The organism is Acinetobacter sp. 251-1 (genome assembly GCF_030329305.1).
In the GTDB taxonomy this organism is placed as follows: domain Bacteria; phylum Pseudomonadota; class Gammaproteobacteria; order Pseudomonadales; family Moraxellaceae; genus Acinetobacter; species Acinetobacter piscicola_A.
The window spans coordinates 139,139-162,464 of sequence record NZ_JACANS010000001.1 but is presented as its reverse complement, the minus strand read 5'-3'; the positions used below and the strand labels follow the sequence as shown (position 1 = coordinate 162,464).

Below are 23,326 nucleotides of genomic sequence, written 5' to 3'. Positions count from 1 at the left end.
AAATTAAATTACTGACAAGCTTCGCAATCAGGATTATCGATTGAACATGCTTGCGGCACAGGTGCAGCGTTTGCGAAACCTTCTTCCTCAGCAGGAGCAACAGGTTTAGCTTCAGCAACAGGAGCTGCAACCGTAGTTGGCTTAACTGCGTTCAATGCACCCGTATTGATGGTAGATTTTTCAGCAGAAGTTGCACCCAATGCACGGAGATAGTAAGTCGTTTTAAGACCGCGTAACCAAGCCATCTTATAAGTTAGGTCGAGTTTCTTACCATTTGCACCTGAGATGTAAAGGTTAAGCGATTGCGCTTGGTCGATCCATTTTTGACGACGTGACGCAGCATCAACGATCCAACGTGGTTCAACTTCAAATGCAGTGGCAAAAATGGCTTTTAATTCTTCAGGAATACGTGCAATTTTTTGTACTGAACCTTCGAAATGTTTCAAGTCATTGACCATCACAGAGTCCCAAAGACCACGATCTTTTAACGCACGTACTAAGTACGGGTTGATCACTGTAAATTCACCAGAAAGGTTAGATTTTACATAAAGGTTTTGGAATGTTGGCTCGATAGACTGAGATACACCACAAATATTTGAAATAGTCGCAGTTGGTGCAATCGCCATCACATTTGAGTTACGCATACCGTCTTTTTGAACTTTGGCACGTAAAGTGTCCCAATCCAAACGAGTTGTACGGTCAACTTCGAACATGCGTTCAGGACGTGATTTAGCAACGATGTCTAAAGAGTCGATTGGTAGAATCCCTTGATCCCACAATGAACCTTTAAATGTTGAATAAACACCACGTTCAACAGCCAAGTTGCTTGAAGTTTCAATTGCGTAGTAGCTGATGACTTCCATCGATTCATCTGCAAAATCGACAGCTTCATCAGAACCATAAGCAAGCTTCATTTCATATAAAGCATCTTGGAAGCCCATGATCCCCATACCCACTGGACGGTGTTTCAAGTTTGAATTACGTGCTTGTTCAACTGCGTAGTAGTTGATGTCAATTACGTTATCCAACATGCGAACCGCAGTTTTAACTGTACGTGCTAGTTTTTCACGGTCGAGTTTGCCACCTTGTACGTGTTGAACAAGGTTGATCGAACCTAAGTTACATACTGCGATTTCATCTTTATTGGTATTTAAAGTGATTTCTGTACATAAGTTAGATGAATGCACTACACCCACGTGTTGTTGTGGTGAACGTAGGTTACATACGTCTTTGAATGTGATCCAAGGGTGACCAGTTTCAAACAACATTGACAACATTTTGCGCCATAAGTCTTTCGCACGGATTTTCTTATGAAGCATGTTTTTTTCTTTGGCAATGCCTTCGTAGTACGCATAGCGTTCAGCGAATTCTGCACCAGTCAAATCATGTAAGTCAGGTGTTTCAGATGGTGTGAATAAAGTCCATTCAGCATCTTCAAAGACACGTTGCATGAACAAGTCTGGAACCCAGTTCGCAGTATTCATATCGTGTGTACGACGACGGTCATCACCTGTGTTTTTACGAAGCTCTAGGAATTCTTCAATGTCCAAGTGCCAAGTTTCAAGGTATGCACATACCGCACCTTTACGTTTACCACCTTGGTTGACTGCAACCGCAGTATCGTTGGCAACTTTAAGGAAAGGCACTACACCTTGAGATTTACCATTTGTTCCTTTGATGTAGGAGTTTAAAGCACGTACTGGTGTCCAGTCATTGCCTAAACCACCTGCCCATTTAGAAAGAAGGGCATTGTCACGCATCGCACCATAGATGTCATATAGGTCATCTTGGATTGTTGTGAGGTAGCAACTCGACAACTGTGGACGTAAAGTACCAGAGTTAAATAATGTTGGTGTAGATGCCATATAGTCGAAACTAGACAATAAGTCATAGAATTCGATTGCACGTTGTTCTTTATTCTCTTCGTTTAACGCAAGTCCCATTGAAACACGCATGAAGAACAATTGTGGAAGTTCAAAACGCACGCCGTCTGAGTGAATGAAGTAACGGTCAAATAAAGTTTGCAGGCCTAAATAGGTAAATTGGTTTGAACGCTCAGGTTTGATCGCTGCTGCCAATTTTTTAAGGTCAAAGTTCAATAAGTCAGCAGATAACAGCTCTAACTCAACACCTTTGTTTAAGTATGTTTCTAAAGCATCATTTTCTAAGGTCTCTTCAGAAAGACCTAAAAATTTAAGACCTGTTGCAACCAAATCATCACGGAGTAAACGTGCAGTCACATAAGTATAGTTTGGTTCTTGTTCAATACGTGTACGTGTTGCCATCATCATCGTGGTTGAGATGTCTGACTGTTTTACACCGTTATATAAATTTTTAACTGTTTCATCGACAATGGCTTGAACATTGATGCCTTCTAAGCCTTCACTTGCTTTTTCAATCGTGGCTTGAAGTTTGCCCAAATCTAGAGGCTGAAGCTGACCATTCGCATCTGTGATTTGTAAAGTAGGGTGGTGATGTGCACCTGTTTGTTTACGTGCTTCAGAACGTTGTTCACGATAGATCACATAAGCACGAGCAACTTTTTGTTCGCCAGTACGCATAAGCGCCAATTCAACTTGGTCTTGAATCTCTTCAATGTGAATTGTTCCGCCTGAAGGTAAACGACGATTAAAAGTATTCATTACCATCTCAGTGAGCTGAGTGATGCGATCATGAATACGGCTTGAATCTGCACTTTGTTGACCCTCTACAGCCAAAAAAGCTTTACCAATTGCTACAGAAATTTTATCTGCATCAAAAGCGGCTACATCACCAGTGCGTTTAATCACTTGAAGTAGACCTGGGGTTGTAATGGCGTTCATTGTCAGCGTAGCTCCATTGTCATCATTGTTATGTTTATGGACCATTTGAATCGCAGCAACATAGAAGAAATATGTTGTCGAGATGTTTGAGGACTAAACACAATACTTAGTGGTTTAATGTAAATTAGGACACAAGATACGGTAAAAATTAGGGGAGATCAATATTGACATTTCGATAATTTTCTTTCTGAAAAAGTTGAAAAAAAATTGCAATATTTAGGGTCTCTTGTGGAGTTTTTATATATGCCTTATTAGACAAGGGCATAGCATAGCAAACTCTGTAAAAGCTGCTTATAGATAACCTTGTGGATAACTAAAAACAGTGCGTTTAAAAAGACAGAATGTGTACAATGAAATAAATTGTATAAAAAACGTGCCTTAGCGTAGTAAAAAATAGAATAAATTTAAAAAACATCAAAGGTGTGAGAGAAAACTATCTACAATTCAATAGTTAATAAAATATAACAAAATGCTACTGTCATGTATCAGTTTGGTGAATAGGGTCTTGTTTACAATGTAAACGTGTGTATATTGCAAAGCATAGTGTGTTGAATCTGCGAGATTTGTAGCAGACACAAAGTCAAATACAGGGGCAAATAGATGAGCCAAGAAGAAAAGTTACCAAAAATTTTAATTGTAGAAGATGATGAGCGTTTAGCCCGTTTAACACAAGAGTATTTAATCCGTAATGGGCTAGAGGTTGGGGTAGAGCCAGACGGCAACCGTGCAATTCGTCGTATTATTGCTGAACAACCTGATATGGTGGTGCTAGATGTGATGCTACCAGGTGCAGATGGTTTAACCGTTTGTCGTGAAGTTCGTCCACATTATCATCAACCGATTTTGATGTTGACTGCTCGTACGGAAGATATGGATCAAGTGCTTGGTTTGGAAATGGGTGCAGATGACTATGTTGCTAAACCTGTACAACCTCGTGTGCTTTTAGCGCGTATTCGTGCCTTACTGCGTCGTACAGACAAAGCGCCAGAAGATGAAGTAGTACAACGTATTGAGTTTGATGATCTTGTGATTGATAACGGTGGTCGTTCTGTAACTTTAAACGGCGAGCTAGTCGATTTCACCAGTGCAGAATATGACCTTTTATGGTTGTTGGCATCTAATGCTGGACGAATTTTGTCACGTGAAGATATTTTTGAACGTCTGCGTGGGATTGAATATGATGGTCAAGACCGTTCGATTGATGTGCGTATTTCACGTATTCGTCCAAAAATTGGTGATGATCCTGAAAATCCAAAACGCATTAAAACTGTACGTAGTAAAGGGTACTTATTTGTTAAAGAAACAAATGGGATGTAATGCTATTTTCTAGTTAGGGATTTAGCTCTATATAAGGTTGTTTTCGTGTCCAAACACAGCATATTCCTGCGTATTTACGCAGGATTAGTTATTCTTGTCGTCTTAGTTGCTTTATTTGGCTATTTGCTTGTTCAGATTATTAATTATCAACGTGCGCAAGAATATCGTGAATCTCTAACGGATGGTATTTCTTATGTCATCAGTGAGGGGGTGGCACGTCAACAGACTGAACAACAAAGAATAGATTGGATTTCAGATGCTTCCGACTTATTAGAACTTCCTATTCATTATGTTGATGCCAGTAAAGTTGAACTTTCTCGCACTGAAAATAAACGTATAGAAAGTCAAAAAGCTGTTGTACGTTATGATGCTGAACATGGTATTGCGTATTTAGTTTTAGGCATTCGTAATGATCCTAAACATTATTTATATATTAAAGTCGATCAGTTTGCAGAGCGACAAATGAAAGCTCTTCCTGTCTTTATTATGGATTATTTGGTCTACTATCCAGGACAAGAGCAGGAGTATCTGAAAAAAATTCAGCAACATTTTTACTACCATGTGGGTGTGGAAAAGGTTTCGGGGCTTAATTTAGATCCTGAGCAACTTGGACGTTTGCGTTCAGATCAGCCTGTTATTTTATGGCGCGACAGTGCAACCGTACGTGGTACAACTATATCTATAGTTTCTCCTTTGCCAAGCTCTCCAACTGATGCGCTCGTGATCGGTCCAGTACCCATGTTTAATTGGATGCCAGTAAAACTTGCTGCAGGTATCACCTTGCTCAGTATGTTTTTACTGTGTCTGGGGGTTTATGGCTTGATTGTGCCAATGCAACGTAAACTGAAACAGGTGAATGATGCCTTGGATGTCATGAAGACAGGTGATATGTCACAACGGGTGCCTGTAGAAGGGCATGATGAGTTAGCAAGCTTAGCCACAAGCTATAATAGTATGTCAGACCACATTCAACGCTTGATCGAAGCACAAAGGGAGTTGATGCGTGCAGTTTCGCATGAATTGCGAACCCCTGTTGCTCGAATCCGTTTTGGTATGGAAATGTTGGCAGACGAAGACGATTATGAATATCGTTTGCAACAGATGGAAATGATTGATAAAGATATTGAAGCTTTAAATACGTTAATTGATGAAATCATGACCTATGCTAAGCTTGAGCAGGGTACGCCATCTCTTAATTTTGAAAAAATTATTTTGGTCGATGTGTTAGATCAGGTTGCTGTTGAAACAGAAGCCTTGAAAACTCAAAAAGAAATACATCTTGTTCCATTGTCTAATGATGTAGTCGTGGAAGCAGAACGCCGTTATTTACATCGTGTGGTACAAAACTTAGTCGGTAATGCGATTCGTTATTGCGATGATCGTATTTATATTAGTGGTGGTATCGATGCGGATACAGGTATGGCTTATGTTTGTGTTGAAGATGATGGACCGGGCATTCCTGAGGAAGATCGTAAACGTATTTTTGAAGCCTTTGCTCGTTTAGATGACAGTCGTACACGTGCTTCTGGTGGTTATGGTTTAGGGTTGTCAATTGTCAGTCGAATCGCCTATTGGTTTGGTGGGACGATTGAGGTCGATGGAAGCCCAAGTTTAGGTGGTGCACGTTTTAAAATGTCTTGGCCTGCGCATAGAAATAAACTTAAAGTGAAGTAATTAGTGATAGGGCTTGTTTAAGTCCTGTTGTAAAAAAGCACCGATTTCGGTGCTTTTTTAGTTTTCATTGCGAGTTTTTCATTGAGAGGCATTTAACTTATTGGTGTAAGGTTGCATCAGGTGCAATGATCGGTTTACCAGCACGTAAAGCTTGTAGCGCATCAGGATTAAAATCAATCAATAAACTATTTTGTTCAGCATCAATTTTATATTCGCTAATAATTTTTTGATCACCATTTAGGGTGTCAATCGTATATTCGTCTGCAATATTTAAAATACCCTCTAAATTGGTGGTGGTTGATGCTAAATCTTGACGAAAAAGCTCATAAATATCACGTAAATCGAAGATTGCATTATTGGCATCGGGATGTTTTTTGATATACCCCTCAATATGACGAACTAATAATTGAGCAAATAAAAAATAATTGGGTTTGTGTGCAAAGTTCATGCTCATGTGTTGTACTCCTTATTATTATTTTCTAGCATACACAGAACAACTTAATGAATTGTATAAACTTTATTAATGGGTTGTTATTGAATTGAAAAATAAAACTTGCTTAAATTTTATCATTTTTGAGTCGTGTCTTTTGTGGTGCGTTGTCCTTAAGGTAGGTGAGAAGTAGGCAATATTTCTTTATGTAATCGTAAAGTGTTGGTCAGCTGTGTCGATTGTAAAATATTTTTGATAATTTAATGGTTTTTAATTTAATGATTTGTATTTAATTTTATATATATTATCTTTATTTGATAATTTTAAGATTTTTAATTGGTTTTGCATTTGGTTTTTTTTGAAGAATGTAACAAAATATTTTAAATATCTTTGTGGTTAATTTTTGCTATAAAAAACGCATGAAATTGTGAAAATATGGAAAATTAGACATAAAAATTAGATAGAGTTTAAAATTAAGTAAATGATTTAAGATAAAAAATCAAAAAAAAGGGTATGTGTTTGGAAAAACTTATTATTTTTGTATTGTTGATTTAATAATACGATTATTAGGCATTGTATGAGTCTGAAATATATGTCAATACCCCAAAAGACTAAAAAATCATCCAAAAGACTTATAGTTATAAACTAGCAAGAGATGATACCAATCGGGTACAATTGTTCAGATTTATTTTGTGTTTGGTGTATTTTTAGGCCAATACATACATTCTTTGTTAATAATAGGCCTGCCAGGAGTTATCCCCGCATGAGTGCCATTACTCCATACGATTGGGCAATCATTGCCTTCGTGATCGGCGTTACATTTCTATGTGTCTTTATGCTCACAGTCCCTTTACTCCTTGGGGGTAAAGCATGGGGGCGTGCGAAGCAAGAGCAATTTGAATCAGGTGTGGTAGGTGCTGGTGGTGCACGTATCCGCTTATCTGCAAAATTCTATTTGGTTGCAATCTTCTTTGTCGTGTTCGACTTAGAAGCACTTTATCTATATGCATGGGCAAACTCTGTTCGTGAAGTAGGTTGGATAGGATTTGCAGCGGCTGCTGTGTTTATTTTAGTTTTACTTGTTGGTTTGATTTATGAATTATCTACAGGGGCTTTAAATTGGTCACCTTCTGATAAGCGCAAGGCAGCAGGAATTAAAGCTAAGATAGGTTCGCCAAATATGGATCTTGCTGAAATCACACGCTTCAATTCTATTGAAGAGTTGGTTGTTGATCCTACTGGTACGATTCCAGCTCAATCATCTGGTCGTGTTAAATCGAAAACACCGACTATGTCACTGAATAAGGAGTAAGTCGGGAATGAAATATACATTAACCCGTGCGAATCCAGAAGCTGATCAATATCCACTTCAAGATCGTCAGATTGTTACAGATCCGCTTGAAGAAGAAGTGAATAAAAATGTGTTTATGACTCGTTTAGAGGATTTGGCACATACAGCTGTGAACTGGGGCCGTAAAAATTCATTATGGCCTTTTAACTTTGGTACTTCTTGCTGTTATGTAGAGTATGCAACTACCTTAACAGGTGTGCACGACTTGTCACGTTTCGGTGCTGAGGTTATTCGTGCTTCACCACGTCAGGCAGACTTGATGATCGTTGCAGGAACATGCTTTGTTAAAATGGCACCTGTAATTCAGCGTTTGTACGAGCAAATGCTTGAACCTAAATGGGTGATCTCAATGGGTGCATGTGCAAACTCTGGTGGTATGTACGATATCTATTCAGTTGTACAAGGTGTGGATAAGATCATTCCTGTCGACGTTTATGTGCCAGGTTGCCCACCGCGTCCAGAAGCATTGATTCAAGCGCTGATGTTATTGCAAGACCAAATTCAATTAGAACGTCGTCCGCTTTCAGCGGTAATCGGTGATGATCTTCAGCCAGTGTATAAGCCAAAGATGATGCCAGAACGCGACCGTAAGAACGCTGAACGTATTGCAGTGAAAAACTTACGCTCTATGGATGAAATTGAGTAATTTTTTCTGATGAATGTTTGACATAGCTGAAGGCTGTGATCATCGGGAAATTTGACAGAATTTGTATTAAATAGGAAGCCAAGCCAATGGCTGAAACTGAAATTGCTATGCCAGAATCGACTCCTGTTGATTCACGCCCAGCATTTGCGATTGTAGAAGATCTCAAAACCAAATTTGGTGAGAACTTTTACGTGCAACCAACGTTTGAAGATTTTCCAACGGTCTGGGTTGAGCGCGCACGTGTACAAGAAGTTTTAATGTACTTGCGTACAGTATCACGTCCATACGTGATGCTATTTGACTTGTCTGCAGTAGATGAGCGTTTACGTACACACCGTGATGGATTGCCTGCATCTGACTTTACAGTGTTTTACCACTTGTTATCGTTAGAACGCAATAGTGATATTCGTATTAAAGTTGCGTTGAATGAGAATGATATTAACATTCCAACAGCGACCAATATTTGGCCGAATGCCAACTGGTACGAACGTGAAGCTTACGATATGTTTGGGATCAATTTCGAAGGGCATCCAATGCTCCGTCGTATTTTGTTACCAACGTATTGGGAAGGTCATCCATTACGTAAAGAATATTCTGCACGTGCGACTGAATATACGCCGTACATGCAAGACAAGGCTAAACAAGATTTCGAACAAGAACATCTTCGTTTTGTACCTGAAGATTGGGGTCTAACTCGTGGTAATGACGACGAAGATTTCATGTTCTTGAACTTGGGTCCTAACCATCCATCTGCACATGGTGCGTTCCGTGTGATCTTGCAGTTGGACGGTGAAGAAGTGAAAGATTGTGTGCCTGATATTGGTTATCACCACCGTGGTGTGGAAAAGATGGCTGAGCGTCAAACTTGGCATTCATTCATTCCCTATACAGACCGTGTGGACTACTTAGGTGGTTGTGCGCAAAACATGCCTTATGTGATGGGTGTGGAGCAAATGGCGGGAATCACTGTTCCTGACCGTGCACAATGTATCCGTGTCATGATGTCTGAACTGTTCCGTATCAATAACCACTTGTTGTATATCGGTACTGCGATTCAGGATGCGGGTGGTATGACCCCAGTATTCTATATGTTTGCTGACCGTCAAAAAATCTATGACGCGATTGAAGCGATCACAGGTTTCCGTATGCACCCAGCATGGTTCCGTATCGGTGGTACAGCGCATGATCTTCCAAACAACTGGCAAAAACTGATTCGTGAAATTCTCGAATGGATGCCAAAACGTTTGAAGGAATACCATACTGCTGCATTGAAAAACTCAGTGTTCATTGGTCGTACTCGTAATGTTGCACAATACGATGCGAAATCTGCATTGGCTTGGGGTGTAACAGGTACTGGTCTACGTGCGACAGGGATTGATTTCGATGTACGTAAATATCGTCCATACAGTGGTTACGAAAATTATGACTTCGAAATTCCTGTTGAGTATGAAGGCGATGCGTATGCGCGTGTGATGGTTCACTATCGTGAAATCGAAGAATCATTAAAAATCATAAAACAGTGCTTGGATAATATGCCATCTGGTCCTTATAAAGCGGATCATCCTTTGGCAGTTCCACCACCAAAAGACAAGACTTTACAAGATATTGAAACTTTGATTACGCACTTCTTGAGCGTGTCATGGGGTCCTGTAATGCCTGCAGGTGAAGCATCTGTGATGGCTGAAGTGGTAAAAGGTGCATCGAACTACTATTTGACTTCTGATAAGTCAACCATGAGTTACCGTACCCGTATTCGTACACCAACCTTCACGCATTTACAGCAAATTCCTTCCGTGATTAACGGCAGTCTTGTATCTGACTTGATCATTTATTTAGCGACGATTGATGTCGTTATGGCTGACGTGGATCGCTAAGGGGTAAACGCATTATGATGATTTTGACTGATAAAAAGCCACGTGTGAATGTTGAAGGGATTTTGACTGCGGAAGAAATCCACGAAATTGAACATCACATTGGTCATTATCCATACCCACGTGCTGCATCTTTGGATGCCTTAAAGTGCGTACAATGCCGTAATGGTTGGGTGGATGATGCACAGTTGCATGCAATTGCTCAATTATTGACAATTAGTGTTGCTGATTTGGAAGGTGTAGCGACGTTCTATAACCGTATTTACCGTCAACCTGTGGGGCGTCACGTAATTTTATTATGTGATTCAATTGCATGTTTCTTGATGGGTGCGGAAACTTTGGCAGAAGCATTCCAGCGTGAATTGGGTATTCAATATGGTCAAACGACAGCTGATGGTCGTTTCACTTTATTGCCGATTTGCTGCTTAGGAAATTGTGACAAAGGTCCTACCTTGATGATTGATGAAGATACTCACGGCTTGGTTGAAGTGACATCAATTAAACAGTTATTGGAGAAGTATGTATGAATACTGAACCAAAACCAATTTATGGCGACGGTAACCCAGAAACTCACCCATTAACTTGGCGTTTGAGTAAGCAAGAGTCTGTTCGTAGTGCAGATGATTACGAAGCACTTGAAGGTTATGCAGGCTTTAAAAAAGCACTTTCTATGCCGCCGAAAGATGTGCTTGAAGTGATCAAAGCTGCTACCGTAAAGGGTCGTGGTGGTGCAGGTTTCCCAGCAGGGATTAAATGGTCATTGATGGCACCAAATGATGGTGGTCCGCGTTACCTGATTTGTAATGCCGATGAAATGGAACCAGGTACATTTAAAGACCGTTTGTTGATGGAAAAACTTCCACATCAATTGATCGAAGGGATGTTGATTGCTGGTTATACCCTTGAAGCAACGCAAGGTTATATCTTCATTCGTGGTGAGTATATCGAAGCTGCACAATACTTAAATGAAGCTTTAGAACAAATTCGTGCTAAAGGTTATTTGGGTGACAATATCTTGGATTCAGGATGGAGCTTTGATTTACACGTACATACTGGTGCAGGTCGTTATATCTGTGGTGAAGAAACCGCATTGATTAACTCACTTGAAGGTCGTCGTGCAAATCCACGTACTAAACCGCCATTCCCGCAAGTTGCAGGGGCTTGGGGTCGTCCTACGATTGTAAACAACGTAGAAACGTACAACAACTTACCCGCAATCATGTTGCGTGGACCTGAGTGGTATATTGGTTTGTCTGCGGGCAAGTCTAAAGATCCAGGTACGAAAATCTACGGTGCATCAGGTAAAGTGAAATTCCCTGGTTTATGGGAATTACCATTTGGTACAACTGCACGTGAAGTCATTGAAGATCATGCCGGTGGTATGCGTGATGGCTTGAAACTTAAAGCATGGTTACCAGGTGGCGCATCGACTGACTTCTTGGCTGCTGAACATATCGACCTTCCTATGGATGCTGAAAGCATCATGAAAGCAGGTTCACGTTTAGGTACGTGTTTGCTGATGGTGGTTGATGAAACTCAATGTATGGTTTCAGCTACACGTAACTTGGAAGAGTTCTTTGCGCGTGAGTCATGTGGTTGGTGTACACCTTGCCGTGATGGTTTACCTTGGGCGGTTAAAGCGCTTAAAGCACTTGAGAATGGTGAAGGTAAACAGGAAGATATCGATCATTTACAGGAATTGACCCGTAAATTATGGATTGGTAAAACTTTCTGTGCCCATGCTCCAGGTGCGATGGAACCACTTATGGGCGCACTCAAACATTTCCGTGGCGAGTTTGAAGCGAAAGTTGTCAATGCAGCTGCTCAAACCCGCAACGTAGAACAAGCTTAAGGAATTCGACTATGGCTACAATTCATGTCGATGGAAAATCGTATGAAGTCAATGGCTCGGAAAACTTGCTACAAGCATGTTTGAGTCTAGGCATCGACATCCCATATTTTTGTTGGCATCCAGCTTTAGGTTCTGTCGGTTCTTGCCGTCAATGTGCTGTGACGCAATACGCGAATCCTGAAGATACGCGTGGGCGTTTAGTCATGTCATGTATGACGCCTGCATCTGACAATACCTATATCTCAATTGAAGATAAAGAAGCGACATCGTTTCGTGAATCGATCGTTGAGTTCTTGATGACCAACCACCCACACGACTGTCCAGTCTGTGAAGAGGGTGGTCATTGTCATTTACAAGATATGACTGTGATGACACAACACGATCGTCGTCGTTATCGTTTTACTAAACGTACACATCACAACCAAGAATTAGGTTCGTTCATTGCACATGAAATGAACCGTTGTATCGCATGTTACCGTTGTGTTCGTTACTATAACGACTATGCGGGCGGTACTGACTTTGGTGTATATGCCAATGCGTCACGTGTTTACTTTGGTCGTCCTGAGTCAGGGACTTTAGAGTCTGAATTCTCGGGTAACTTGACTGAAGTCTGTCCAACAGGTGTATTTACCGATAAAACTCACTCAGCACGTTATAACCGTAAATGGGACATGCAATACGCACCGAGCGTATGCCAAGGCTGTTCTTCAGGTTGTAACATCTCTCCGGGTGAACGTTATGGTGAACTACGTCGTGTAGAAAACCGTTTCAATGGCGAAGTAAATCAATATTTCCTCTGTGATAAAGGTCGTTTCGGTACAGGTTATGTCAACCGTGAAGATCGTCCTCGTCAACCACAATTCCGTAAAGGGACTGCTGTAGAAACAATTTCTGTAGATATGGCGTTGGATTCTGTGATTGCAAATGTTCAAGGCAAAAAAGTCTTGGGTATTGGTTCGCCACGTGCATCACTTGAGTCAAACTTCGCATTACGTGAGTTGGTGGGTCAAGAGCACTATTCAACAGGTCTTTCTCAGAAAGAACAAAATCTGGTTGAATTGGCTGCTTCTATTATGCAAACCGAAGGTGTTTATAACCCAGGTATGCGTGAAATTGAAAGCTACGATGCAGTATTGATCTTAGGTGAAGACTTAACGCAAACTGCACCACGTATGGCATTGTCTGTTCGCCAAGCTGCGAAAAACAAAGCCAAAGAAATGGCAGCAGAACGTCGTACACAAGATTGGTTAGCAGAGCCTGTTAAACGTATTGGTCAAGATGCCAAATCTCCAATTTACATCTTAGCTGCGACGCAAACACGTCTTGCTGATGTTGCGACAGGTGAAGTGGTTGCTTCTCCAAACGACATTGCGCGTTTAGGTTTTGCGATTGCTGCGGGTGTAAAAGGTGAAGCGATTCTTGGTTTAGATGACGATGCAAAAGCATTTGCACAAACCATTGCTGACACATTAAAAGCTGCGAAAAAACCACTCATTATCTCGGGTACAAGTTTACAAGATGCTGCCATCATGGAAGCTGCTGCACAAGTTGCACAGAATCTTGGTTCAACAGCAGGCTTAACATTGACTGTTCCTGAAGTGAATTCAATGGGCTTGGCATTGTTTGGTGGTTTAAGCTTAGAACAAGCATTTGCACAAGATTATGACTCAATCATCATCATGGAAAATGACTTATTCCGTCGTTTACCTGCTGCACAAGTTCAAGCCGCGCTTAATAAAGCGCAAAGCGTGATTGTACTCGACCATTCTGAAACTGAAACTGTAAAAGCTGCGGATGTTGTTTTATCTGCTGCGAGTTTCGCTGAAGGTGATGGTACAGTGGTTTCACAAGAAGGACGTGCACAACGTTTCTATCAAGTGTATGACCCAAGCTACTACAAACCAGAACTTGCAATCAAAGAATCATGGCGCTGGTTACATGCCATTGAAACCGGTGTGAAAGGCAAAGCGATTTCTTGGACATTACTTGATGACGTAATTGAAAGCGTTGTGAATAATGTACCTGCACTTGAAGCGATTCAAGATGTTGCACCTGATGCAGGCTATCGTGTACATGGTTTGAAAATTGCGCGTGAACCACGTCGTTATTCAGGTCGTACTGCGATGCGTGCGCCACTTAATGTTCATGAGCCAAAACAACCAGTCGATGTCGACTCAGCATTAACGTTCTCTATGGAAGGTTATGTGGGGAATCAGACACCTGCAGCATTGGTTCCATTTGCATGGGCACCAGGTTGGAACTCTCCACAGTCTTGGAACAAATACCAAGATGAAGTGGGTGGTCACTTAAAAGGTGGTGATTCTGGCGTTCGTCTATTCGATCGTTTACCTAAACGTCCAGCACGGAGTTATGTTGCACCAGCAGCAGTTGTGGCAAACCCAGATAGCTTCCGTTTAGTGCCAATGCACCATATTTTTGCTTCTGGTGAATTCACCGTGAAAACACCTGCAATGGAATCTCGTATTCCTGAAGCAATGTTTGCTGTGGGTGAGCAAGATGCAGCACGCTTGAACGTACAAGATGGTCAGAAAATTACTGTGAAAGCAGGTGAGACTTCAATCAGTCTTCCAGTTCAAGTGATTGAGTATTTACCTACAGGTTATATCGGATATCCAGTTGGACAAGCGCCGACCGTTTCTCTTGCAGAGCCTGTATCTGTGGCGGTAGGAGTGTAATTCATGAACGAAACTTTACGCGCCCTCCCGACATGGGCACAAGATTGGCCAATCGCATATAGCGTGATTCAAGCGATTGTGATCTTGTTGGTTGTGGTGTTGCTTGCAGCACTAATGTCGTTCATTGAACGCCGTTTGCTCGGTTTATGGCAAGACCGTTATGGTCCGAACCGTGTAGGTCCGGGCGGTATGTTCCAGATTGTTGCCGACATGTTGAAAATCATGTTCAAGGAAGACTGGACACCAAAGTTTGTTGATAAACTGACTTTCCGTTTAGCACCAGCAGTTGCAATGGCAACTGCGGTACTGTCATTCATGGTTATTCCTGTTTCACCTTATTTAGGTGTTGCAGACATGAGCATTGGCTTATTGTTCTTTATGGCAATGGCGGGTATTGCAGTGTATGCCGTGTTATTCGGTGGTTGGTCATCAAATAACAAATATGCATTATTAGGTGGTTTACGTTCTGCTGCACAAACCATTTCTTATGAAGTGTTCTTGGGTATTTCATTGATGGGTGTAGTTGCAATAGCAGGCTCATTCAACTTACGTGAAATCGTAGAAGCACAACGTGATGTTTGGTTTGTGATTCCACAATTCATTGGTTTCATGATCTTCGTGGTTGCCGGTGTTGCGGTAACGCATCGTCATCCATTTGACCAACCAGAAGCTGAACAAGAATTGGCAGAAGGTTACCATGTCGAGTACGGTGGTATGAAATGGGGGATGTTCTTCGTTGCTGAATACGTCAACATCATCTTAATTTCTGCCTTGATCGTGACTTTATTCTTTGGTGGATGGTTAGCACCATTTAACTTAAACATTCCATTCATTCCAGATGCGTTCTGGTTCATTGCAAAAACAGCATTCTTTGTGATGATGTTTGTCTTGGCACGTGGTTCGTTAATGCGTCCTCGTTATGACCAAGTGATGAACTTTGGTTGGAAAGTATGTTTACCACTTGCATTGGTTAACCTTTTGGTGACTGGTGCTGTGATTCTGATGAATCAAGCCTAGGACAGCAGGGAGTACAAAATGTATAAAATTCTAGCTGGCGTAGGATCAATCGTTCGTTCGTTATGGATGGTATTTACCCATGCCACTCGTCCACGTGATACGATTTTATATCCTGAAGTTCCAGCCGAACAAATCGTACCTCCACGCTACCGTGGTCGTATCGTATTAACACGTGATCCTGATGGCGAAGAGCGTTGTGTTGCGTGTAACTTATGTGCGGTTGCATGTCCTGTGGGCTGTATCTCATTACAGAAAGCTGAAAAAGAAGATGGACGTTGGTATCCAGAGTTTTTCCGCATTAACTTCTCACGTTGTATCTTCTGTGGGATGTGTGAAGAAGCGTGCCCAACAACTGCAATTCAGTTAACACCAGACTTCGAGTTGGGTGAATATGTACGTCAAGACCTTGTTTATGAGAAAGAAAACTTACTCATTTCGGGTCCTGGTAAATACCCTGATTACAACTTCTATCGTGTAACGGGTATGGCAATTGACGGTAAAGAAAAAGGTCAAGCGCAACGTGAAAGCGCACCTGTTGACGTACGGAGCTTATTACCATGATGTGGCCATTTTATTTAATGGCTCTCGTGGCCATTGTTTCTACAGTTCGTGTTGTGACCAATGCGAATCCTGTACATGCACTTTTAAGCTTAATCGTGTCACTGCTTGCCGTTGCAGGGATTTTTTTAACCATTGGCGCACCCTTTGCTGCTGCATTAGAAATTATTGTCTATGCAGGTGCAATCATGGTGTTGTTCGTCTTCGTGGTGATGATGCTCAATCTTGGTCAACATACTGTTGATCAAGAGCGTAAATGGTTGACTTCTGATGCTTGGGCTTATCCAGCATTGATGAGTTTCTTGATGGGTTTGTGTTTGGTTTGGATGTTAGGTTCAGACTATACGCAAACACAACATGTTTTAGGGACACAAATGGTCGGTCCTAAAGAAGTTGGTCAAGCACTCTTTACACACTACTTATTATTGGTTGAAGTAGCCGCGATGTTATTGCTTGCAGCATTGGTTGCAGCATTCCACTTAGGCAAACGTGAACCAAGTGCAGAAGAGGATAAACAATAATGGGCAATATCCCTTTAGAGCATGGTTTAATTGTTGCATCTATCCTTTTTGCACTCGGTTTTTACGGTGTAATGGTACGACGCAATATTTTATTTATGTTAATGAGCCTTGAAATCATGATGAATGCTGCTGCGCTAGCATTCGTTGTTGCAGGTAGTGCATGGGTACAACCAGACGGTCAAATTATGTTTATCTTAATTTTGACGCTTGCAGCAGCAGAGGCGTGTATCGGTCTTGCGATCGTCCTTCAGTTCTATCATCGCTTCCATCACTTGGATGTAGATGCTGCTAGTGAGATGCGCGGATGAGTACTTTATATTTAACGATTTTATTTCCGCTTATTGGTTTTATCCTTTTAGCGGCAGGACGTAATAAACTTCCTGAAAATGTCGCTGCGATTATTGGTGCGGGTTCAGTTGGTCTTTCAGCATTGTTTGCGTTGATCAGCGGTATGGCATTTATCAACAGCGGTGAAACTGTATTTGTTCAAAATTTATGGACATGGTTTAACGTTGGTGGTTTTGCGCCAGGTATTACTTTAAGTTTAGATGGCTTGTCATTGTTAATGATGGGCATGATCACGGGCGTAGGTTTTCTGATTCATATCTTCGCAACATGGTATATGCGTGGTGAAGAGGATTTCGCACGTTTCTTCTCTTATTTCAACCTGTTCGTAGCAAGCATGCTCGTGCTTGTATTGGGTGACAACTTAGCGTTGTTATTCTTAGGTTGGGAAGGCGTAGGTCTGTGTTCTTATCTATTGATTGGTTACTACTATCAAAACCCGTCAAATGGTATGGCTGCGATCAAAGCATTTACCGTAACACGTGTGGGTGATATTTTCTTACTCATTGCGATGTTCTTGCTTTATCAACAATTTGGTACTTTGCATATCGGTACAATCGTTGCCAATGCACCACAAGTTTTAGCACTTGATCATAACCTTGCGCTTTGGACTTCACTCATGTTGTTCTTAGGTGCTGCGGGTAAATCTGCACAAATTCCATTACAAACATGGTTGGCAGATGCGATGGCTGGTCCTACACCAGTATCTGCATTGATCCACGCTGCAACAATGGTAACCGCAGGTGTTTACCTGTGCTGCCGTATGTTCACTGTGTTTGAAATGACACCTGAAATTATGCAATTCATTGCGATTACAGGCGCAGTAACATTATTGGTGGCTGGTTTTGCAGCATTGGTGCAAACCGACATCAAACGTATTTTGGCTTACTCAACCATGAGTCAGCTCGGTTATATGTTTATGGCGGTGGGTGCCGAAGCTTATCAAGCTGGCCTATTCCATATGCTTTCTCACGCATTCTTCAAGGCATTATTATTCTTGTCTTCAGGTGCGGTGATTTTGGCTTACCATCACGAACAAAACATCTTCAAAATGGGTGGCTTGTTCTACAAAAACAAATTCTTGTTTGCATGTTTCGCCATCGGTGGTGGTGCGCTTGCAGCGATTCCATTCGTAACAATTGGCTTCTTCTCTAAAGATGCGATCTTGGGCGCAGTTTGGGTACAAGGTCAAGCAAATGCAGCATTTGGTTGGTTGTACTGGGTGGGTGTTGCAGGTGCATTCTTAACGTCTATTTATACATTCCGTTTAATCTGGGTTGTATTCTTTGGCAAAGAAAATACGCCTTATCACGAAATCAAAGGTGCAACGTATTGGTTACCTTTAGGTATCCTTGCTGTACTGTCAACAGGTTTGGCTTATTTCTTAAAAGCACCAGTGGAAAAAGCACTGACTGCTGCGCAAATTCCTGTATTCAATGTACCAACTGAAGAATTGATGCACGGTATGCATTCTGCTGAATATACAGCAGTCGGTATTGCACTTGCAGGTTTAGTTGTGGGTGTTGTGTTGTTCGCATTTGCTTACCAAGCGGTAAAAGGCTTTGCTGCAACATCATTTGGTACAGGTCTTGCCAATATCTGCCGTAATGCATTTGGTTTCGATTCGTTATATAACATTGTATTTATTCAACCTTATTTATTGATTGCAAAAATCTTAGGTCGTGACCCAATTGATGGTTTATGGCTCATGTTACCTGCGATTGTGAAAGGTGGTAATAAGTTTACAAGTACCCGTCAAACAGGTTCATTACGTGAATATGCATCAAGTATGTCACTCGGTGTAGTGGTATTGCTGATGATCTTGATCGTGATTCAGGTAGTGGGGAAATAAGATGGAAGCAAATAACTGGATTTTACCCGCATTAATTCTTGTACCTTTCATTGCAGGTTTTATTTGCTGGTTAGTCGATAAGCTCGATGAACATTTGCCTCGCTATATTGCACTCGTGGGGATGCTCATTACTTTGGGCTTAACAGGTGTGCTTTGGAGTCAAGGTGGTTTTACCTATGAGTTGGGACAACAAGTCCCAGCTTGGGCTGCACAATTTCAAGTTGAATGGATTAAATCTTTAGGGATTAATATCCATTTAGCGATAGATGGTCTTTCACTTTTGATGGTCGGCTTAACTGCATTACTCGGTGTACTTGCAGTCGGTTGTTCATGGGGTGAAATTCAAAAGAATGTTGGTTTCTTCCACTTAAACCTTTTATGGTCTTTAGGTGGGGTGATTGGTGTATTCCTTGCAATTGATTTGTTCTTGTTCTTCTTCTTCTGGGAGATGATGCTTGTACCAATCTATTTCTTGATTGCACTCTGGGGGCATAAAGGCGCGGATGGTAAATCACGCGTATATGCTGCAACCAAGTTCTTCATTTATACACAAGTTGCAGGTCTGATCATGCTTGTGGGTATCCTAGGTCTAGTGATCTATGGCTACATGATGTCTGGCAATATCAGCTTCAACTATTATTACTTAATGGCTGTTGCACGTACATTAGATGCTCAAGCACCACATATTGCTTATGCATTGATGATCTGTATGTTCATCGGTTTTGCGGTAAAACTTCCTGTTTTTCCATTACATGGTTGGTTACCCGATGCCCACGCGCAAGCACCTACAGCAGGTTCTGTCGACTTAGCGGGTATCTTGATTAAAACTGCGGCTTACGGTTTATTACGTTTCGTCATTCCGTTCTTCCCTGCAGCATCGGCACAATTTGCAGATATTGCAATCATCTTTGGTTTAATTGGTATCTTCTACGGTGCTTGGTGTGCATTCCAACAAACAGATATGAAACGCTTACTTGCGTACACATCTATTTCGCACATGGGCTTCGTGTTACTTGCACTTTATGCGGGTAATATTTTGACCTTCCAAGGTTTGATGATCATGATGTTGGCGCATGGTTTATCTTCTGCTGCATTGTTCATTATGTGTGGTCAAGTGTATGAGCGTTTACATACACGTGATTTACGTTTGATGGGTGGTATTCGTGGTCAATTCCAATATTTACCATTCTTCTTAATGTTCTTTATTGCTGCATTGGTCGGTATTCCTGGTTTAGGTAACTTTATTGGTGAGTTCCTGATTTTGATGGGTTCATTTGGTAAATTCCCAATGTTTACCATCATTGCAGCGATCAGTTTAGTATTTGCGGGTCTTTATGGTTTAATCCTGATCCACAAAGCATTATTTGGTACGCCAAATGAAGCACAAAAACAGCATTATACAGCTCCGTTAAAAGATCTTGGCGCACGTGAAATCGGTCTTTTGATGATCTGTGTAATCGGTTTGGTATGGTTAGGTATGCATCCACAAACATTCTTAGATGTTTCAAACTCAAGCATGGCGTGGATTGCAAATAGCTATATTCCTGTTCAAGAAGCCGTTGAAGCAACGCAGCAAGTTGTTTCTCAACAAAATGCGGGGATCCAATAGTCATGAATTTTACAATGTCATTTTCGGATCTCATGCCTTTGGCACCTGTCATGATTGTAGCTTTGACTGCAGTCGTGGTGATGATCTTAACGGCAATCAAACGTAATCATAATTTGATTGCAACAGCTTCAGTGGTTGGTTTAAACCTTGCGGCGCTTGATTTGATAATCATGATGTTTGGTGGTGCGTTCGCACCATCAAATGTGATGGGCATGTTTATGGTTGACCCATTTACATTGTTCTATCAATTGCTTGCGATTGTTGCTGCGTTAGCATGTTGTACTTTGTCACATGCATATATTGAAACTTATAAAGACCATCGTGAAGAACTTTATATCTTGATGTTGATCTCTGTTGCAGGGGCGATGTTAATGGTAGCAAGTTCGCACTTTGCATCGTTCTTTATTAGCTTAGAGTTAATGTCGATTCCGATGTATGGTTTGGTGGCTTATACACATCAACGTTCAAAATCGTTAGAAGCGGGAATTAAATATTTAGTTCTTTCTGCAACTGCGTCTGCAATGTTGTTGATGGGTATGGCATATATCTATGCATATACAGGTTCTTTAGCATTCTATGATGCTGTACCTGCATTGTTCCAAGTCATTCAACAACCAATGGTGATCTTAGGTCTAGGTCTCATTATCTTTGCAATTGGCTTTAAGCTTTCTCTTGCACCATTTCACAAATGGACACCTGATGTTTATCAAGGTGCACCTGCGCCAATCGCAACATTCTTGGCGACTGTGGCAAAAGTTGCAACGATTGGTTTATTGGTACGTTACATTTTGACTTCGGGTGCAATTTTAGTCCCTTCAATTGTGACAATCATTACTGTAATTGCAGTACTTTCAATCTTGGTCGGTAACTTCCTTGCTGTACGTCAAGTGAACTTAAAACGTATTTTAGGTTATTCTTCGATTGCACATTTTGGTTATTTATTGATTGCTTTAGTCAGCACAACCTATGCAAGCTTAGGCAGTGTAACGGTTTATATTGCGACTTATACATTAACAACGATTGGTGCTTTTGGTGCAGTTGCTTTGATGTCCAGCCCATATAACAATGTTGATGAAGCTGAATCACTTGCAGACTATCGTGGTTTATTCTGGCGCCGTCCAGTATTGACTGCAACTTTAACTGTGATGATGTTATCTCTTGCAGGTATTCCATTAACTGCGGGCTTCATTGGTAAGTTCCTTGTGGTGATGTCTGCTGTGACAGCTCAAAACTGGTTCTTAGCTGCAATGATTATTGTGGGTAGTGGTATTGGTTTATATTACTATTTACGTGTGATGGTTGTGATGTATATGACCCCACCTGAAAATCCTCGTATTGATGCGGTTGATCATTGGGGCCAAAAAGTCGGTGGTCTTATGGTTTTAGGTGCTGCTGCTTTAGTGTTGATCATTGGTGTTTATCCAGACCCATTGATTGACTTAGCGCTTAAATCTGAAATTTTATCACCTATTCATATGATGCTAAGCCAACAGCAATAATCTATCAATACGATTTGTTTTAACAAAAAAAGCCCTCAAACATTGGGGGCTTTTCTTATATCTTATATAAAAAACATTTATAATAGTGAATATTTACTTTTATCCTTTTAGGTGTACTCCCGTGTCTATTCAAGAAATTCGCCATCCACTTATTCGTCATAAATTAGGTTTATTACGTCGTGCAGATATTAGTACTAAGAATTTCCGTGAATTAGCGCAAGAAGTCACAATGCTGCTTACTTATGAAGCAACTAAAGATTTACCTGTATGTGATCATGAAATTGATGGTTGGAATGGTAAAGTGACTGTAGATCGTATTGCAGGTAAAAAAATTACAGTTGTCCCTATTTTACGTGCAGGGATTGGCATGTTAGATGGTTTTCTTAATCTAATTCCAAGTGCAAAAGTCTCTGTACTCGGTTTAGAGCGTGATGAAGAAACTTTGGAAGCACGCACTTACTATAAAAAACTAGTGCCTGATGTACAAAATCGTTTGGCGATGATTATTGATCCAATGCTTGCAACGGGATCATCTTTAGTCGCTGCAATTGATGTGCTTAAAGCCAGTGGTTGTAAAGATATTCGCGTCATGGTACTTGTTGCTGCACCTGAAGGAATAAAACGAGTTACTGAAGCACATCCTGATGTGACTATTTTTACAGCTTCAATTGATAAAGGTCTAAATGAAAATGGTTATATTGTTCCTGGTCTAGGTGATGCAGGCGATAAAATTTTTGGTAGTGTGCAAAAAGACTAAAATTTAGTAATATAAAAAGGAAGCTTTATAGCTTCCTTTTTTGTCGGAAATTATTATAAAAATTAGAGAATTGATTTATGTTCTATAAGGGGATCGTGGTTCAATATGATGTTGAAGAACAGAAGGGTTTTATTGAACTCGTTCAAGATCAACGCATCATTCATTTTCATTTGTCTGATTTCCCAAATTCAGACATTCCGCCTCAGTTAAATGAACGAATTAAATGTGCGGTTTTAGAAAGTGCTGATCAATTGAGCGCCAATTGTATTGTACGTTTAGATATTAAAAATGCGACTCAAAAAGTACAACATACAAAAACCTCTTATACTTCACAATTGATAGAAGAACAGCATGTTCAGTCTAAGCGTATGAGTCGTAAATCTACGCTTGCTAAATTGCGTTTGTTAAATGAAAGTCGTACAACAGTTGAAGCAGTTGAAGCAGTTGAAGCAGTTGAAGCAGTTGAAGCAGTTGAAGCAGTTGAAGCAGTTGAAGCAGTTGAAGCAGTT

General features: G+C 40.9%; 18 protein-coding genes and 1 pseudogene. 17 read left to right on the top strand and 2 right to left on the bottom strand.

The window, feature by feature from the left end:
• Positions 1–8: 8 nt before the first annotated feature.
• Positions 9–2,867, bottom strand: a complete 2,859-nt coding sequence (locus HX129_RS00780; protein ID WP_130073937.1) for a ribonucleoside-diphosphate reductase subunit alpha — start codon at positions 2,865–2,867, stop codon at positions 9–11.
• 555 nt (positions 2,868–3,422) lie between these two features.
• Here HX129_RS00780 and bfmR point away from each other — a divergent pair.
• Positions 3,423–4,139, top strand: coding sequence for a response regulator transcription factor BfmR (bfmR, locus tag HX129_RS00775; RefSeq protein WP_130073936.1), 717 nt, complete (start codon positions 3,423–3,425; stop codon positions 4,137–4,139).
• A 45-nt stretch (positions 4,140–4,184) separates the two neighbouring features.
• Positions 4,185–5,813, top strand: a complete 1,629-nt coding sequence (gene bfmS / locus HX129_RS00770; RefSeq protein ID WP_286435948.1) for a sensor histidine kinase BfmS — start codon at positions 4,185–4,187, stop codon at positions 5,811–5,813.
• Positions 5,814–5,910: 97 nt separating this feature from the next.
• Here bfmS and HX129_RS00765 read toward each other — a convergent pair whose 3' ends face one another.
• The gene (locus HX129_RS00765; protein ID WP_174493165.1) at positions 5,911–6,267 is read right to left on the bottom strand and encodes a hypothetical protein; all 357 of its coding nucleotides are present in this window, start codon (positions 6,265–6,267) and stop codon (positions 5,911–5,913) included.
• A gap of 739 nt (positions 6,268–7,006) precedes the next feature.
• On the opposite strand from HX129_RS00765, the gene ndhC reads away from it, so the two are divergent.
• The 15 genes and pseudogenes from ndhC to HX129_RS00690 form a co-directional block, all read left to right on the top strand.
• Complete coding sequence (ndhC, locus tag HX129_RS00760) at positions 7,007–7,555, top strand: NADH-quinone oxidoreductase subunit A (protein ID WP_130073933.1); 549 nt, start codon at positions 7,007–7,009, stop codon at positions 7,553–7,555.
• Positions 7,556–7,562: 7 nt separating this feature from the next.
• The gene (locus HX129_RS00755; RefSeq protein WP_130073932.1) at positions 7,563–8,240 is read left to right on the top strand and encodes a NuoB/complex I 20 kDa subunit family protein; all 678 of its coding nucleotides are present in this window, start codon (positions 7,563–7,565) and stop codon (positions 8,238–8,240) included.
• A gap of 86 nt (positions 8,241–8,326) precedes the next feature.
• Entirely contained in the window at positions 8,327–10,114 is a 1,788-nt protein-coding gene (nuoC, locus tag HX129_RS00750; RefSeq protein WP_174493164.1) for an NADH-quinone oxidoreductase subunit C/D, read from the top strand.
• A 14-nt stretch (positions 10,115–10,128) separates the two neighbouring features.
• Complete coding sequence (nuoE, locus tag HX129_RS00745) at positions 10,129–10,638, top strand: NADH-quinone oxidoreductase subunit NuoE (RefSeq protein WP_286435947.1); 510 nt, start codon at positions 10,129–10,131, stop codon at positions 10,636–10,638.
• Positions 10,635–11,963 (top strand): NADH-quinone oxidoreductase subunit NuoF, encoded by a 1,329-nt coding sequence (nuoF, locus tag HX129_RS00740; RefSeq protein WP_130073929.1) that lies wholly within the window; start codon positions 10,635–10,637, stop codon positions 11,961–11,963. The genes nuoE and nuoF overlap by 4 nt, the downstream gene beginning before the upstream one ends.
• 11 nt (positions 11,964–11,974) lie before the next feature.
• The gene (gene nuoG, locus HX129_RS00735) at positions 11,975–14,659 is read left to right on the top strand and encodes an NADH-quinone oxidoreductase subunit NuoG (protein WP_286433157.1); all 2,685 of its coding nucleotides are present in this window, start codon (positions 11,975–11,977) and stop codon (positions 14,657–14,659) included.
• A gap of 3 nt (positions 14,660–14,662) precedes the next feature.
• Complete coding sequence (gene nuoH / locus HX129_RS00730) at positions 14,663–15,676, top strand: NADH-quinone oxidoreductase subunit NuoH (RefSeq protein WP_130073927.1); 1,014 nt, start codon at positions 14,663–14,665, stop codon at positions 15,674–15,676.
• A gap of 18 nt (positions 15,677–15,694) precedes the next feature.
• Positions 15,695–16,237 carry an NADH-quinone oxidoreductase subunit NuoI gene (gene nuoI, locus HX129_RS00725; protein ID WP_130073926.1) on the top strand — a complete coding sequence of 181 codons (543 nt, stop codon included), beginning with the start codon at positions 15,695–15,697 and terminating at the stop codon, positions 16,235–16,237.
• Positions 16,237–16,755: an NADH-quinone oxidoreductase subunit J gene (nuoJ, locus tag HX129_RS00720; protein ID WP_171457477.1), complete on the top strand. Its 519-nt coding sequence runs from the start codon at positions 16,237–16,239 to the stop codon at positions 16,753–16,755. Before nuoI ends, nuoJ begins: the two co-directional genes overlap by 1 nt.
• The gene (gene nuoK, locus HX129_RS00715) at positions 16,755–17,063 is read left to right on the top strand and encodes an NADH-quinone oxidoreductase subunit NuoK (protein WP_111860838.1); all 309 of its coding nucleotides are present in this window, start codon (positions 16,755–16,757) and stop codon (positions 17,061–17,063) included. Before nuoJ ends, nuoK begins: the two co-directional genes overlap by 1 nt.
• Positions 17,060–18,952: an NADH-quinone oxidoreductase subunit L gene (gene nuoL, locus HX129_RS00710; protein ID WP_286435946.1), complete on the top strand. Its 1,893-nt coding sequence runs from the start codon at positions 17,060–17,062 to the stop codon at positions 18,950–18,952. The genes nuoK and nuoL overlap by 4 nt, the downstream gene beginning before the upstream one ends.
• A gap of 1 nt (position 18,953) precedes the next feature.
• The gene (gene nuoM / locus HX129_RS00705) at positions 18,954–20,561 is read left to right on the top strand and encodes an NADH-quinone oxidoreductase subunit M (protein ID WP_174493161.1); all 1,608 of its coding nucleotides are present in this window, start codon (positions 18,954–18,956) and stop codon (positions 20,559–20,561) included.
• A gap of 2 nt (positions 20,562–20,563) precedes the next feature.
• Positions 20,564–22,060 (top strand): NADH-quinone oxidoreductase subunit NuoN, encoded by a 1,497-nt coding sequence (nuoN, locus tag HX129_RS00700; protein ID WP_130073922.1) that lies wholly within the window; start codon positions 20,564–20,566, stop codon positions 22,058–22,060.
• A gap of 121 nt (positions 22,061–22,181) precedes the next feature.
• A complete protein-coding gene (gene upp / locus HX129_RS00695; RefSeq protein ID WP_130073921.1) occupies positions 22,182–22,817 on the top strand; it encodes a uracil phosphoribosyltransferase in 636 nt (211 codons plus the stop codon).
• Positions 22,818–22,894: 77 nt separating this feature from the next.
• Positions 22,895–23,326: pseudogene (locus HX129_RS00690) on the top strand (hypothetical protein); the annotation flags it as partial.